This is a genomic window from Qipengyuania sphaerica (assembly GCF_019711595.1).
Taxonomy (GTDB): Bacteria; Pseudomonadota; Alphaproteobacteria; order Sphingomonadales; family Sphingomonadaceae; genus Qipengyuania; species Qipengyuania sphaerica.
The window spans coordinates 814,303-828,369 of record NZ_JAIGNR010000001.1 but is presented as its reverse complement, the minus strand read 5'-3'; the positions used below and the strand labels follow the sequence as shown (position 1 = coordinate 828,369).

Genomic DNA, 14,067 nt, shown 5'->3' with positions numbered 1-14,067 from the left:
GCCTCCAGGCGAATGATAGAGGCGCTGCCCCGTGGGCGGCGCCTTTTGTTTTGGACGTAAGACGCCTAGGAATGTCGCGATTTCGGGGGGAAATGCCACAATGCCACTCAAGTATCTCGCGCTCGCAGGTGTTCTGATGATGACAGCCGCTTGCGAAGCATCAACCGATGCGCAGCATACCGATGAAGCAGCTGTGGAAAGCAACCGCGAGGCGGACCTCGACGAAATCGGGCAGACGATCGATGCAATGAACGAGACTTGGCGCAGCGGCGGGAACATTCTCAAGCCGGAATTCGTGATGGAAGAAGGGTGGCACACTTTCAACGGCACGCGCTGGCCGATGGCGGAGGGCCTCGAGCGGGTCAGGAACCGACCCAAGACACCTTCAGGATCGCAAGAGATCCCCGATTACAAAGTGAAGTTCGACGTTCTCGGGCCCGATGTTATAGTGACCACTTCGGAAAACGAGTTTGTTCGCATCTCACCCGATGGCGAGCGTCAACCATCGCAAATTGCCTTGATGACGTTGGTGTGGAAACGGACAGACGAGGGATGGCGCATCCGTCATTTTCACGAATCCACTGGTCCCAAGGATGTTGAATAAGTTCCGGCAGATTGCACACGACTCCCTTGCGTCTCTATTCACGACCAAAAAATTCAAGGGCTCAAGCCGCCGTTTTCTCCGCCACGCGCCTAAGCGCGAACGAAATAGGCGCTGCCCCTGCGGGCGGCGCCTTTTGCTTTGGACCAGTTCCTAGCGCTGGTCTTCGCTTACGAGGAACTTGCGCAGGATCTGGATGGTGCCGAAAACCGCACAAAGGACTCCTACCCCCATCCACAGCCACCAGTGCCGATCGCCGCTGCCGATGTTGATGTAGCCGCCGTAGCCGATCGACGCCCCGACCATGATCAGGATCAGCAACCGCCCATAGGTCACATCGGCGAGCGTGCGAGCCGCATGTTCGCGCGAACTGAGCGCCATGCCCACGACGGGCCTGCGATCGAGCTGGCGCGCGGGCTCGCTCCAGGCGCGTATCTGGATGAATGCGAAGACCGCCAGTTCCGCCGCGAAGGTCAGCAGGTAGACCGACATGTCCACTTCCTGCGTGGGAAACATCGTCAGCACCATCAGCGTGACCATGAATATGGCCGCTCCACCCCAGCTCGTCAGGGTCAGCTGCTTGCGGTAAGTTTCGACGAATTGCTCCACCTCGGCTTGCTCGACCGGTCGCGGCTCTTCCTTGCGGTTGCGACGGTACACCCAGCGCCCGCCCTCAAGCGTGAACTGCTTGGCAAAGCGATCGACCGCTTCTTCCGAATGCCGGTTCGAGAACAGGCTCACGCCGCAGTTTTCTCCGCCACGCGGCGCAGTGCATTCACATAGGCTTCCGGCGGCTGCGCGCCGGGGATCATGAAACGCCCTTCGACGATCATCGCGGGTACGCCGGAGATGTTCATATCCCACGCGGCGCGTTCCTCTGCGCGGGTCTTGCGCGCCATTTCCTCGCTGTCGAGCGCGGCGGCGGCGGCCTCGCGGTCGAGGCCAGCTTCGCCTGCCACATCGAGCAGGACTTCGCGCTCACCGATGCGGCGGCGGTGGTTGAAATGCGCCTCGAACAGCGCGAGCTTCAGCCGCGTCTGAGCTTCGGCGCCATGCTCTTCCAGCGCCCAGGTGAGCAGCTTGTGCGCATCGAAGGTGTTCCACATCATTGCATCGGGAGCAGGATCCGGCCCTTCGTAATCGAGCGAGACACCAGCCGCTCCGGCAGCTTCACGCATCCGCCCCTGCACCTCTTTCGATTGCTCGATGGTGCGGCCGTATTTTCGCGCGATATGCGCGGTGCGCTCTTCGCCATCGGCGGGCATGTCGGGATTGAGTTCGAAAGCGTGCCAGCGAATGTCGGCATCGATTTCGCCGTCCAGCTGTCCCAGCGCCTGCGACAGATTGCCCCAGCCGACGAGGCACCAGGGGCACATCACGTCGGACCAGATATCGATGGTGAGCTTGCGGGTCATTTGTCCATCCACCAGCGCAACAGATGCGTTGCAATGGCCTGTTCTATCGGTTTCGCGAAAGGCGCGGAAGGGTCTCCGGCAAAGGCAGCCTCGACCTCGGCGCGCGTGAACCAGCGGATTTCGGCCATCTCGGTCTCGTCCATGGTCACTGCATCGTCGTCGGCGAAGGCGTGGCAGCCAATCATCAGCTGGCTCGGGAAAGGCCATGGCTGGCTGGCGATATAGGTGACGTCGCGAACCCGAACGCCGCTTTCCTCGAAAACTTCGCGCGCCACGCCTTCCTCGATGCTTTCGCCCGGTTCGACGAAGCCCGCGAGCGCCGAGAAACGTCCCTCCGGCCAACCCTTGCCTCGGCCGAGCATCAGCCGCCCCTCGTGCTCGACCAGCGTGATGGCGACCGGATCGGTGCGCGGGAAATGGTTCGCGCCGCAGCCCGTACAATCGCGCTGCCAGCCGCCCTTGGCGATTTTGGTATTGGCGCCGCATTGCGCGCAGAAACGGTGCCGCGCGTGCCAGTCGACGATGCTGCGCGCGCCGCCATAGATGGCGAGATCGTCGGGGCGCAGAGTGGCCATGAGCGACCACAATTGCGGGTTCGCCATGCGCGGTGCGGCATCACCGCGCGGCGGTACGGCGGCGAAACAGGCCTTGCCCTCGTCTAGGCCAAGGAACACCAGTTCGGCATCCTCGCTGGCATCGGCAAGCGTGCCCCATGCAAGCCGTCCTTCGTCGTCGAGCGCAGGCATCAGCCCGTCGAGCGCGAGCAGCCGCGCTTTCCAGTTCATCAACCCCGCCAGCCGCTCCGGATCCGCGCGAACGTGGTCTGCGCGGTCGATCCTCGAACCGGTGAACGCCAGCACGATGGGCTCAGGCTCCGGCCATGACTGCGAGATCGGCACGCACGGCTTTCGGAAAAGCCTCGTGGATCGGATAGGCTTCGGACGGCATATACTGCGTCATCATCGTTGCGCGCAGGCCCGCCTTGTAGCTGACGAAGGCCACCGTGCCAGCCGCCCCGCCCCAGCCATAGGCACCGTCGGTCACGCGGCCGCCGGCGCCGAAGCCCTGACCTTCGATCCACGTTCCCTTGGTCGTGGCGGTTTCGGGCAGGAGGTTCGACGTTCCCAGCTTCACCGCAGCCTCGCTCATCACGCGCTTGCCGTCGATCGCGCCGTAGCCCAGCAGCATCTTGAGGAAGCGGTCGTAATCATGCGCCGAGGATACCAGCCCCGCCCCGCCGAAGGGGAAAGCCGGATCGTCGAGATAGATCGACGAATCCGCCGGATCGAGCGGCAGCATCGAACCGCCGAGGATGCCGTAATTGGTAGTAAAGCGGCCGATTTCGCTCTCAGGCACGCGGAAAAAGGTGCTGTTCATGCCCGCAGGCTCGAATATCGCTTCGCGCAGGAAGGTGTCGAACTTCTTGCCGCTGGCGACTTCTATGACGCGGCCCATCAGGTCGAGTCCAACTGAATAGCTCCACCTGGTGCCCGGCTGGAGCACCAGCGGCATGCGCGCGAGGGTGTTGGCGAACTTGTCGAGCCCGCGAACAGATTGCGCGTCGCTTATTCCGGGAATGGGCATCCGGCTCACCTGTCCGGGGAGGATGCCGTATTTCGTATATTGGGCGCTGATCGGGCCCTTCTGGACGATATTGTAGCCCAGGCCCGCCGTGTGGGTAAGCAAGTGGCGCACGGTAATCGGGCGCTCGGCCGGCACGAGATCGGTCACCGACCCGTCATAGGTCTTCTGCACCATCATTTTCGAGAAGGCGGGCAGCAGTTCGGCAATGGGCTGGTCGAGGCCAAGCTTGCCATCGTCGATTAGCATCATCGCGGCCATGCCGGTGATAGGCTTGGTCATCGAATAGATGCGATAGAGGCTGTCGGCCCCGGCGCGTGTTTCTCCGCCAAGCGCAAGATTGCCGCGCGCCATATAGGTCGGCTCGGCCTGTCCCCAGCCCAGGGCGGCAACCATGTTGGCCAGCTTGCGCTCACCGACATACTTGTCGATCATGGTCCCGACATTTCGCCAGCTGACGTCGGTATCGCGAGCCAGTGCAAGCCGCCCCATCGGCGCTCCGGCAAGCGCGGCCCCTGCAGTGAGCCATGCTCCGCCACGCAGCAGCGCGCGGCGCGAAATCTGCGGTGCGTCGAATTCACGAAAAGCCATGTGCGATCCTCTTGCCGTCAAGTGCGATGCGCTTGATGCGGATTTCAAGCTGAACGGTCAATTGCGAAACGAAACCGTTGTGAAGCGCTCTTGCAACAAACCACTGTCCTACCCATATAGGACACATGCTAAACATACTCTCCATCCTTCTCGGGATCGTCTCGCTCGTCATCGTCATTCCGGCGCAGATACCGCTGCTTGGCTGGGCGAACTGGTTCGCCCTGCCGCTGATCGTGATCGGCATCGTCGTCGGCCAGCTGTCGTCGAGTAATGGCGGGCGCAACTTCAACCTGATCGTGCTGCTGATCGCGGCGGTTCGCCTGTCGCTGGGCGGCGGAGTGATCTAGGCCGTAGCCAGTCGCGCGGCCTTGGCGAACAGGGTCGGCAGCCCCGCATCTTCCAGCCTGTCGAGCGGCCACCATTCTCCCGTGCCTATCGGGGGCTGCGCGCCGGCGTAACGCCTGACGGAGAGCTCGAGCGCGAAATGGGTGAAGGTGTGCCGCACCACACCTGCCGCCTCCCATTCGCCGATCAAGGGCGCAACTTCGTCTCCGTCTCCCCTTGCCGACCAGCCGTCGTCGGGCAGTGCGCGCATGCCGCCGAGCATGCCCTGCCCCTCACGCGTAACCAGCCAGACGGCACCGTCATTCTCGATCCAGAAGGCGGTGCCCTTCCTCAAGGGCTTGGCCTTCTTCGGCGCCTTGGCGGGCAGGAGCGAAGGATCGCCCTCCGCCCTGCCCTTGCATTCGTTCGCCAGCGGGCAGAGCAAGCATTTCGGATCGCGCGATGTGCAAATGCTTGAGCCCAAGTCCATCATAGCCTGCGCGAAATCCCCTGCGCGCTCCTCAGGCGTAATCGTGTCGGCGCAGGTGCGAATGGCCTTGCGCGCTGAAGGAAGAGGCTCCCGAATGGCGAACAGCCGCGCGACGACCCGTTCGACATTCGCATCGACAACAACTGCACGCCGCCCGAACGCGATCGCTGCCACGGCGGCTGCGGTATAGGCTCCCAGACCGGGAAGCTCCCGCAAGCCCTCCTCCGTATCGGGAAATGCGCCAAGTACGGCCACCGCCCGCGCCGCCTTCACCAGGTTGCGGGCACGCGAATAATATCCCAGCCCCGCCCAGGCCGCCATCACGTCTTCTTCCGGCGCGGCAGCGAGGTCCTCGACCGTCGGCCAGCGCGTGGTGAAGGCGTCGAAATAGGGTTTCACAGCCGCAACCGTTGTCTGCTGCAGCATCACCTCGGACAGCCAGACGCGATAGGGATCGGGCGCAGGCGCGCCCGGCCGCGCGCGCCAGGGAAGGTCGCGCGCATGGGCATCGTACCATTCGAGAAGCTTTGCAGAGACTATGGCGGCCACGGCCCGCCTATGGCATGAGCGGTGGCGAAATGGGAAGCGACAAGCCAAAAACCGGTTCTAAAGGGAAAAAGGGCAGCAAGCCCTTCAAGCCGTACGAGCGTCCGCGCGGCGGCGGGGCCAAGGCGATTTCCGACCTCATGCCGCAAATCGGTCGCCCGGCCTTCCGCCGCTATGGCTTCGTGCAGAGCAGCGTGGTCAGTCGCTGGCCCGAAATCGTCGGCGATACGCATGCACGCGTCTGCATGCCCGAAATGATCCGCTTCCCCCCGGGAGAGAAGTCCGAAGGCATCCTCGAACTGGTCGTGCTACCCGCCCATGCCCCGCTGATCCAGCAGGTCCTCCCCGAAATAACCGAGCGCGTGAACCGCTTCTTCGGCTACAAGGCGGTGGCACGGATCAAGCTCCGGCAAGGTGCGGTTAAGCCGCCGGAAGACAGGATGAAAGCCAAGGCACCGCCTTCGCTAAAGCCGATTCCGATGGAACTCGGCGACAGTCTGCGCGATATCGGCGATCCCGAATTGCGCACGGTGCTTGAATCGCTTGCCCGCAGTTTCGGGTCGCAGGAAGAAAACGGGACAGACTGAACCGATGAAATTCGCACGATACGCCAAGCCGCTGATGATCGGCACGGCCCTCGCATTCACCGCGGGCGCCACTGCGCAGGACAAGCCGCTGCCCGGTTCGGAAAAGAAGGCCAACTGGGGTACGATGGTCACCGAGACCGAGGGCGGCCACCGGATCGGTAATCCCCAAGCCGAAGGCAAGCTGGTCGAATGGATGAGCTATACCTGCTCGCACTGCGCCGAATTCGCGCGCACGGGCGATGGCGCGATCAAGCTGCTCTATGTCCCCTCGGGCAAGGTCTCCTACGAAATCCGCCACCTGATCCGCGATCCGATCGACCTGACCGTGGCGCTTGCCGCCCAATGCGGTGGCCCGGACAAGTTCTTCGGCAATCACGAAGCACTGATCCTCAAACACGATGACTGGATGGCAAAGGCGCGCAGCGCGACACAAGCGCAGACCGCCCGGTGGCGCTTCGGCAGTTTCGGCAGCCGCGCACAGGCGATAGCGAGCGATCTCGACTTCTACGACATTATGGCAACGCGCGGCTATTCGCGGACCCAGCTCGACCAGTGCCTTACCGATGAGGCGAAGGCTCGTGTCATCGCCGACCAGAGCCAGGCCGATGTCCAGCGGCATGGCCTTCGCGGCACGCCTACCTTCATGATGGACGGCAAGATGCTGGAAGCCCACAACTGGCCCGACATCCAGCCCCACCTCGACAAGTTCTTCCGATAGCAGCACTCCAACAGCGCCTGTTCCCCAGCTTTTCGGGGGACAGCCCTGTGGACACTGTTCCTGGTGTCCTTCACCTAGCGATTGCCCTGACCTAGCCTTTCCGGCTCAATCAAGAGGATTCACATGACCCGCAGCTTCCGCTTTATTCTGGCCGCTCCTCTCGCTCTTGCCCTTGCTGCATGCGGCAATGGCGCATCCGATGACGGAGAGGTTTCGCTCGAAGGTGAAGCGATCGCCCCCATCGAAGCTCCGGATGGTGCCAGCTGGCTTGAAACGGCAAGCGTCACAGAAGAGGGCGGCTTCGTGATCGGCAATCCCGATGCCCCGCTGAAGCTGGTCGAATATGCCAGCCACACCTGCGGTGCTTGCGCCAATTTCGCCGTGAACGGTTCGGCACCGTTGCAGGAAGAATATGTCGAAACCGGTATCGTCAGCTACGAAATCCGACCGCTCCTGCGCGATCCGCTCGACGTGACGATCTCGACGCTGGCGCGCTGCGGTTCGCCCGAAAGTTTCCATGCCCTGGCAGACCAGGCATGGGCTGCGTTGCCGGAATTCACCGGCGCATTGCAATCGAACGGTTCTGCCTATGAGGCAGCTGTTACCGCTCCGCCCGAGCAGCGTTTTGCGCGCCTTGCAGAGGCAGCCGGCCTTATCGATTTCTTTGCGGCGCGCGGGATTTCCGCAGACCAGGCGCGAACCTGCCTGGCCGATAGCGAAGCCATCACCGCGATGGCGGAAAAATCCAGCTCGGTTGCGACCGAGGCGGGGGTCAACGCGACTCCCACCTTCTTCCTGAACGGGCAACGTATCGATGGCACACAGTGGAATGTGCTCGAGCCCATCCTCCAGCGCGCCGGCGCGAGGTAAAGGGCGAGCGGGGGGCGACAGGCGATGCTCATCAAACAGCTCAGGCTGAGCGGTTTCAAGAGCTTCGTCGAGCCCTCCACGCTGCGTATCGAACCGGGGCTGACCGGGGTCGTCGGCCCCAACGGCTGCGGCAAGTCCAACCTGCTTGAAGCGATCCGCTGGGTGATGGGCGAGAACTCGCCCAAGTCCATGCGCTCGGGCGGGATGGAAGATGTCATCTTCGCCGGCACCGCCACCCGCCCGCCGCGCGATTTTGCCGAAGTGGTCCTCTCTGCAGAGGACGACGAGGGCGACGAACTCGAGGTCGTCCGTCGGATCGAGCGCGGCGCAGGTTCGGCCTACCGGGTCAACGGCAAAGACGTGCGCGCCAAGGACGTCGCGCTGACCTTCGCCGATGCCGCAACCGGCGCGCATAGCCCGGCGCTGGTGAGCCAAGGCAAGATTGCGCAGGTCATTGCCGCAAAGCCGGTCGAACGGCGCATGATGCTGGAAGAGGCGGCGGGAATCGCCGGCCTCCACGTCCGCAGGCGCGATGCCGAAAGCAAGCTGCGCTCGACCGAGAACAACCTCGAACGGCTCGAAGACCTGATGGCCGGGCTCGACAGCCAGATCGCCTCGCTGAGGCGGCAGGCCAAGCAGGCCGAGCGCTATCGCAAGCTCTCCGACGAGATAAAGACTGCCGAGGCGCGGCTTGTCTTCGCCCGGTGGCGCGATGCGGCTGCTGCGGCGGAAGAAGCCAAGAAGGCCGCGGCGGATGCCGATGCCCGTGTGGCCGAGGCGCAGAAGGCGGTGAACGAGGCGCAAGGGGTCCAGCGCGAGGCGGCGGAAAAGCTCGCCGAGGCACGCGAGGAACAGGCAGATCGCCGCGACGACGCCAGCGCGCATGGTCACCGCATGGCGGCGCTCACCAGCCAACTCGAGGCGGCGGAGCAGCGGTTGGCGGACCTCGATCGCCAGAAGCTGCGGCTCGAGGAAGACCGCGGCGATGCCGACCGTATGACCAAGGATGCCGCCGAAGCGCTCGCGCGGCTCGAGAAGGATCTGGCCGCGAGCGAGAAAACGCTCGCCGCCGACGAGGAGCGCCGCCCTGGCCTCGTCGCGCAGAGCGAGGATGCAGAGCGCGCCAGCCGCACCGCCGAACTCGCGCTTGCCAAGGCCACTGCCGACAACGCCGGCGTCGAAGCCGAATGGCGGGTGGTCGAGGCCGAAGTGGCGCAGGCCAAAGCGCGGCTCGAGCGTGTCGAGGCCGAAGGGCGCCGGATCGCCGACCAGCGCGAGGCGCTTGCGGCTGAAGACCTCGAAGGCGCCGTCGAGACTGCCCGCGATGCAGCGCAGGACGCCTCAGCCCAGATCGCCGCAAAACGCTCCGCAATCGAGGAGATGCAGGCGAGCAAGGCCGACTTGCAGACGCAGCGCGACGAGGCCGCCAGCGCCTATTCCGCAGCCAAGGCCGAACTTTCGGGTGTCCAGCGCGAATACGATGCCCTGAAACGCGACCGCGAAGCGCGCGAAAGGGCCGCCGCCAAGCGTTCGGGCCGCCAGCAGGCCCTCGACGGGGTACGCGCCGAAAAGGGTTACGAACGCGCCGTGGCTGCCGCGCTGGGCCGTGACGGCAAGGCCCTGCTCGGCGCACCCGAGGATGGCAGCGAAGGGCGCTACTGGACCGGTGCCGATGCGCCGAAAAAGGTCGCCGATAGCCTCGCCGACCATGTGGCGCAGTGCCCCGATCAGCTCCGCGCACGCCTTGCGCTGGTGCATGTCGCAGACAAGGACGATGGCCGCAAACTTGGCCCCGGCGAAAACCTCGTAACGCTCGATGGCATGCTGCGTGGCTGGGACGGCCTCGTGGTACGCGGCGAAGGCGCTGCCGAGGCGGCGCGGCTCGAAGCGGAGAACCGCTTCGCCGAACTCGATACGCTCGTCCCGACCTTGCAGGCCGCCGTCGATACTGCGGAGAGGGCGCAAGCCGAAGCCAGCGAAACGCTCTCCGCGCTTCAGCGCGACCTCGTCGGTGCGGACCGCGAGCTTGCTGCCGCCAGCGAAGCCGAACGCCATGCCCTGCGCGCACTCGACCAGGCAGAGGCGCAGCGCGAACGCGTCGCAGCCCGCCGCGCCGAACTGCAGGAGGCGGAGAACGAACACGCCGACGTGGTCGGCCAGGCGAAATCCGACCTCGCCTCGGCAGAAGCAAAGCGCGACGCCCTGCCCGATCCCGAGGCGGGCCGCGCCTCGCTCGAAGCCTCGCGCGCAAAGAATGAGGCTGCCCGCGCCGCTCTGCAGGCCCGCGCCGCAGAACTCGCCGCGCACGACCAGGGTCTCGCCGTCGCGCGCGAACGAACCGCCGCCCAGCGCTCCGACATGGCAAATTGGCAGGCGCGCTCAGGCGAAGCGGCCCGTCGCCTGTCCGACATGGCCCGCCGCTTCGAGGAAATCGAGGAAGAGCGCGCCGTATTCGCCGCCAAGCCCGAAGGCTTGATGAAAGAGATCGAACAGGGCGACACCGTCCGGGCCCGCCTCGGCGAGGAGCTGGCCGAGGCTGAAAAGGCCGTCGCCGCAGCCGCCGAAACCGCTCAGAACGCGGACCGCGCCTTCAATGCCGCCAACGAGGAACTCGCCAAGGCCCGCGAAAACCGCGCTGGCCTGTCCGAACGCGCCGAGAACCAGGATGGCCGCCGCATCGAGATGGCGCGCATTTCGGGCGAACGCTTCCAGTCCCCGCCCCCGCTGCTTCCCTCAAAATTCGACTTCACCGAAGACAGCGTGAAGGCCGCCGAGGCCGAGACCGAGGAAATGGACCGCCTCACCGCCAGCCGCGAGCGGATCGGGCCGGTCAATCTCGTCGCTGCAGAGGAACTCGAAAAGATCGAGGCCGAGCACGGCACCAACGCCGCCGAGCAGGAAGAACTGCGCGAGGCGGTCAACCGGTTGCGCGGTTCGATCGGCAATTTGAACCGCGAGGGCCGCGAGCGGCTGCGCGAGGCATTCGAGAAGGTCAACGACCACTTCAAGCACCTGTTCTCACGCCTGTTCGAAGGCGGCGAGGCGCATCTGGCGCTGATCGACAGCGACGATCCGCTCGAAGCCGGCCTCGAAATCTTTGCCCAGCCGCCGGGCAAGCGGCTCCAGTCGCTTACCCTGCTATCGGGGGGCGAACAGGCGCTGACCGCGACCGCGCTGATCTTCGCGCTGTTCCTCACCAATCCCGCCCCGATCTGCGTGCTCGACGAAGTCGATGCGCCGCTGGACGATGCCAATATCGACCGCTTCTGCGACCTCTTGGAAGCGATGGTGAAGGAAACCGACACGCGTTACCTCATCGTCACCCACAATGCGGTGACCATGAGCCGCATGCACCGCCTGTTCGGTGTCACTATGGTCGAAAAGGGCATTAGCCGCCTCGTGAGCGTGGACCTCGGCGGCGCCGAGGAATTACTGGCCGCAGAGTAGGAGCCTGACACGATGATCCGAATAGCAGCCGGACTGGCGGCCCTGCTAGTCACTGCATCACCCGCTCTTGCCGATCCGATCGCGATGACGGACACAGAAACGGCAAGCCCACAGCTCCCGGAAATCCTGCCGCTTCGCGAGCGTGCGACAATCATCGATCAAATCCTCGCCGAACGCCTCGACAGCGTAATCCCCGCAATCATGCGTGAGCAGGGTATCGACATGTGGCTGCTGATGTCGCGCGAGTATTTCGAAGAGCCGGTGCTGGCCACCATGCTCGATGCAGAGAGCTTCCACGCAAGGCGGAGGACCATCCTCATATTCTTCGATCCGGGTGTAGGTCGCCCCGTCGAGCGGCTTACCGTCAGCCGATATGGCCTGGCCGACCTGTTCGAGCCTTCATGGGAGCCCGATGACCAGCCCGACCAGTGGCGGGCGGTGGCAGACATCATTGCTGCACGCGATCCCGCCAAAATAGCCATCAACTTTTCCGACGCGACCCGTTTCGGCGACGGCATGACGCTCAGCCAGTACCGTGCGCTGACCGATGCGCTCCCAGATCATCTTGAAGACCGTATCGTGACCGGTGAAACGCTTGCGGTGCGCTGGCTCGAAACCCGTACGCCGCGTGAGCTCGCCCTTTATCCGGGGATCGTGCGCATCGCACATGCTCTGATCGGCGAGGCTTTCTCGCGCAAGGTCATCACACCCGGCGTTACCACCGCCAATGATGTAATGTGGTGGTATCGCGAGAAGCTCGCATCGCTTGGGATAGAGCCCTGGTTCCATCCGTCGGTTGGCATCCAGCGTGCGGGCGAAGAGGGCATGCTTTCGGACGAAACGGTGATCCAGCCGGGTGACCTGCTTTGGACTGACTTCGGCATCACCTATCTTCGGCTGAATACCGATACGCAGCATCTTGCTTACGTTCTCAGGCCGGGGGAAACCGAAGCCCCGGCCGGACTGCGTCAGGGATTAACGAGAACGAACCGTGTAGGCGACATCCTGACCGCTTCGTTTCGGGCTGGTGACAGCGGCAATGCGATCCTCGCACGGGCCCGCGAAGCTGCGCTTGCCGAAGGGCTCGACCCCTCGATCTACAGCCACCCGATCGGATTCCATGGTCATGGGGCGGGAAGTTCCATCGGTTTCTGGGACAATCAGGATGCCGATCCGCGCGGAGAATACCCGGTGCGGGCGAATACCACTTGGTCGATCGAATTCACCAATTATCACGCGGTCCCCGAATGGGGTGGGCAGCGCGTCGATTTTCGATCCGAGGAAGACGCATGGTTCGATGGTGAGGACGTGCACTACCTCGACGGGCGCCAGACCGAACTGACGTTGATCCCGTCGGACTGATCTGCCGCGCGGTCAACCCGGGCACCTCGCGAGCGACAGAAGTTTGGCAAAGCGAGACACCCAGCAAGAGGGGTTTATCTGGAAATGTCGCAGTGATGCAGAACTTGGCCTGATTGACTACCCGGACGATGCCGGTCCATCCTCCCGTCAGGGGAGACCAGTCATGCGAATTCATACTCTTGCGATCGCCCTTTCGATCGGTCTGGCAGCGACTGCTTCCGCCCAGTCGCCAGCCTACGAAGGGCCCGTCATCGACATGCATGTGCATGCGACCACTGCCGACAGCAATGGACCGCCGGGGATGCCCCTATGCCCCGGGGTGGGAGACTTCGCGTGGGACGGCCAGGGAAGCTGGGCCCAGCACCTCGGGATGAATGTCCTCGGACGCAAATGCGAAAACCCCCTGGCCGGATCGCCGACCGACGAAGCCCTGCGCGACGAGACCATCGCAGCCATGCGCGCCCATAATGTCCGATGCTTGCTTAGCGGGCAGAAGGACCGCGTTGCCGACTGGATGTCTGCGGGAGAAGGCCTTTTCTGGCCCTCACGCAGCCTCAATCTCGCGATCTTTCCCGACCAGACGGTGGAAGTCCTCGAGCAAGGATTCGAGGATGGTGAATTCGTAGCGATTGCCGAGATCACCAACCAGTACGACGGAATCCTCGTCGACGATCCCCGCATGGAACCCTTCTGGGCCTTCGCGGAGGCGAACGGCATTCCCGTCGGCGTCCACATCGGGAAGGGAACGCCCGGTGGCTCGAAGATTTTTCCGGAGTACACGGTCCAGGCCCCGCTCCAGCTTTCTCCCGTCCTCAAGGCGCATCCCGACCTGCGCATCTACGTGATGCACGCGGGCTATCCCTTCGCCGAAGACATTAAGGCGATGCTGTGGATCTACCCGCAACTGATGGTCGATATTGCCGTGCTGCAATTCGGCACGCCGCGCGCCGAATATCACGCTTTCCTGAGCGAACTGGTGAGAGCCGGTTTTTCCGACCGGATCATGTTCGGGGCCGACCAGATGACATGGCCCGGCGCTATCAAGCTGGGAATCGATGCGGTGAACGAGGCGGATTACCTGACCTACGAGCAGAAGAAGGACATACTGCACGACAATGCAGCCCGCTTTCTGCGGCTCGATGCAGAAGGGAATTTACCCGATTAAGCGGAAATCGCGGCTTTGAGGTCGGCGCGAATTGCCTTGAGCTTCGCCAGCACGTCGCCGCCCAGCCCTGCCTCGCGGGCAGGCTCCTGAGCCGCAGCTTGGCTGTCGGGCACACCGCGCAGCGCAGCCTTGGCGCCCTTCAGCGTATAGCCTTCACGATTGACCAGCCGGTCGATCCGTTCGACCAGCGCCACATCCTCTGCGCGGTAGTACCGCCGCCCGCCGCTGCGCTTCAGGGGCTTCAATTGGGGAAACTGCTGCTCCCAGTAACGCAGCACATGCGTCTTGATGCCGGTCGCGCTGGCGACCTCCCCGATCGTGCGGAGAGCGCCTTCTTCCTTGTGGTCGTCGAACTGAGCCATGGGTGCGA

General features: G+C 63.9%; 14 protein-coding genes. 8 read left to right on the top strand and 6 right to left on the bottom strand.

Annotated elements, in window-relative coordinates; all coding sequences use genetic code 11:
- Positions 1 to 100: 100 nt before the first annotated feature.
- Complete coding sequence (locus K3178_RS04150; RefSeq protein WP_221570101.1) at positions 101 to 604, top strand: nuclear transport factor 2 family protein; 504 nt, start codon at positions 101 to 103, stop codon at positions 602 to 604.
- 150 nt (positions 605 to 754) lie between these two features.
- Here the strand turns inward: K3178_RS04150 and K3178_RS04145 are convergent, their stop codons facing one another.
- From K3178_RS04145 to K3178_RS04130, 4 genes are all read right to left on the bottom strand, one after another.
- Positions 755 to 1,342 (bottom strand): hypothetical protein, encoded by a 588-nt coding sequence (locus K3178_RS04145; protein ID WP_221570100.1) that lies wholly within the window; start codon positions 1,340 to 1,342, stop codon positions 755 to 757.
- Positions 1,339 to 2,016: a DsbA family oxidoreductase gene (locus K3178_RS04140; protein WP_221570099.1), complete on the bottom strand. Its 678-nt coding sequence runs from the start codon at positions 2,014 to 2,016 to the stop codon at positions 1,339 to 1,341. Before K3178_RS04140 ends, K3178_RS04145 begins: the two co-directional genes overlap by 4 nt.
- Positions 2,013 to 2,801, bottom strand: coding sequence for an NAD(+) diphosphatase (gene nudC / locus K3178_RS04135; protein WP_221570780.1), 789 nt, complete (start codon positions 2,799 to 2,801; stop codon positions 2,013 to 2,015). Before nudC ends, K3178_RS04140 begins: the two co-directional genes overlap by 4 nt.
- An 82-nt stretch (positions 2,802 to 2,883) precedes the next feature.
- On the bottom strand, positions 2,884 to 4,188 hold the full coding sequence (locus K3178_RS04130) for a serine hydrolase domain-containing protein (RefSeq protein WP_221570098.1): 1,305 nt from the start codon (positions 4,186 to 4,188) through the stop codon (positions 2,884 to 2,886).
- Between the two features lie 125 nt (positions 4,189 to 4,313).
- Here K3178_RS04130 and K3178_RS04125 point away from each other — a divergent pair, with 125 nt between their 5' ends.
- On the top strand, positions 4,314 to 4,535 hold the full coding sequence (locus K3178_RS04125) for a hypothetical protein (RefSeq protein ID WP_221570097.1): 222 nt from the start codon (positions 4,314 to 4,316) through the stop codon (positions 4,533 to 4,535).
- Here the strand turns inward: K3178_RS04125 and K3178_RS04120 are convergent.
- Positions 4,532 to 5,551, bottom strand: coding sequence for an A/G-specific adenine glycosylase (locus K3178_RS04120; protein ID WP_221570096.1), 1,020 nt, complete (start codon positions 5,549 to 5,551; stop codon positions 4,532 to 4,534). The two genes, K3178_RS04125 and K3178_RS04120, sit on opposite strands and share 4 nt — an antisense overlap.
- A gap of 14 nt (positions 5,552 to 5,565) precedes the next feature.
- Here K3178_RS04120 and K3178_RS04115 point away from each other — a divergent pair, with 14 nt between their 5' ends.
- The 6 genes from K3178_RS04115 to K3178_RS04090 all read left to right on the top strand — a co-directional run bounded on the left by K3178_RS04115 (position 5,566) and on the right by K3178_RS04090 (position 13,697).
- The gene (locus tag K3178_RS04115) at positions 5,566 to 6,135 is read left to right on the top strand and encodes a DUF721 domain-containing protein (protein ID WP_221570095.1); all 570 of its coding nucleotides are present in this window, start codon (positions 5,566 to 5,568) and stop codon (positions 6,133 to 6,135) included.
- A gap of 4 nt (positions 6,136 to 6,139) precedes the next feature.
- On the top strand, positions 6,140 to 6,853 hold the full coding sequence (locus K3178_RS04110; protein WP_221570094.1) for a thioredoxin domain-containing protein: 714 nt from the start codon (positions 6,140 to 6,142) through the stop codon (positions 6,851 to 6,853).
- 123 nt (positions 6,854 to 6,976) lie between these two features.
- Positions 6,977 to 7,723: a thioredoxin domain-containing protein gene (locus K3178_RS04105; RefSeq protein WP_221570093.1), complete on the top strand. Its 747-nt coding sequence runs from the start codon at positions 6,977 to 6,979 to the stop codon at positions 7,721 to 7,723.
- A gap of 24 nt (positions 7,724 to 7,747) precedes the next feature.
- A complete protein-coding gene (locus K3178_RS04100) occupies positions 7,748 to 11,170 on the top strand; it encodes an AAA family ATPase (protein WP_221570092.1) in 3,423 nt (1,140 codons plus the stop codon).
- Between the two features lie 12 nt (positions 11,171 to 11,182).
- Positions 11,183 to 12,532, top strand: a complete 1,350-nt coding sequence (locus K3178_RS04095) for a M24 family metallopeptidase (protein WP_221570091.1) — start codon at positions 11,183 to 11,185, stop codon at positions 12,530 to 12,532.
- 163 nt (positions 12,533 to 12,695) lie between these two features.
- Entirely contained in the window at positions 12,696 to 13,697 is a 1,002-nt protein-coding gene (locus tag K3178_RS04090) for an amidohydrolase family protein (protein WP_221570090.1), read from the top strand.
- Here the strand turns inward: K3178_RS04090 and K3178_RS04085 are convergent.
- On the bottom strand, positions 13,694 to 14,059 hold the full coding sequence (locus K3178_RS04085; RefSeq protein WP_221570089.1) for a MerR family transcriptional regulator: 366 nt from the start codon (positions 14,057 to 14,059) through the stop codon (positions 13,694 to 13,696). The two genes, K3178_RS04090 and K3178_RS04085, sit on opposite strands and share 4 nt — an antisense overlap.
- Positions 14,060 to 14,067: the final 8 nt, after the last annotated feature.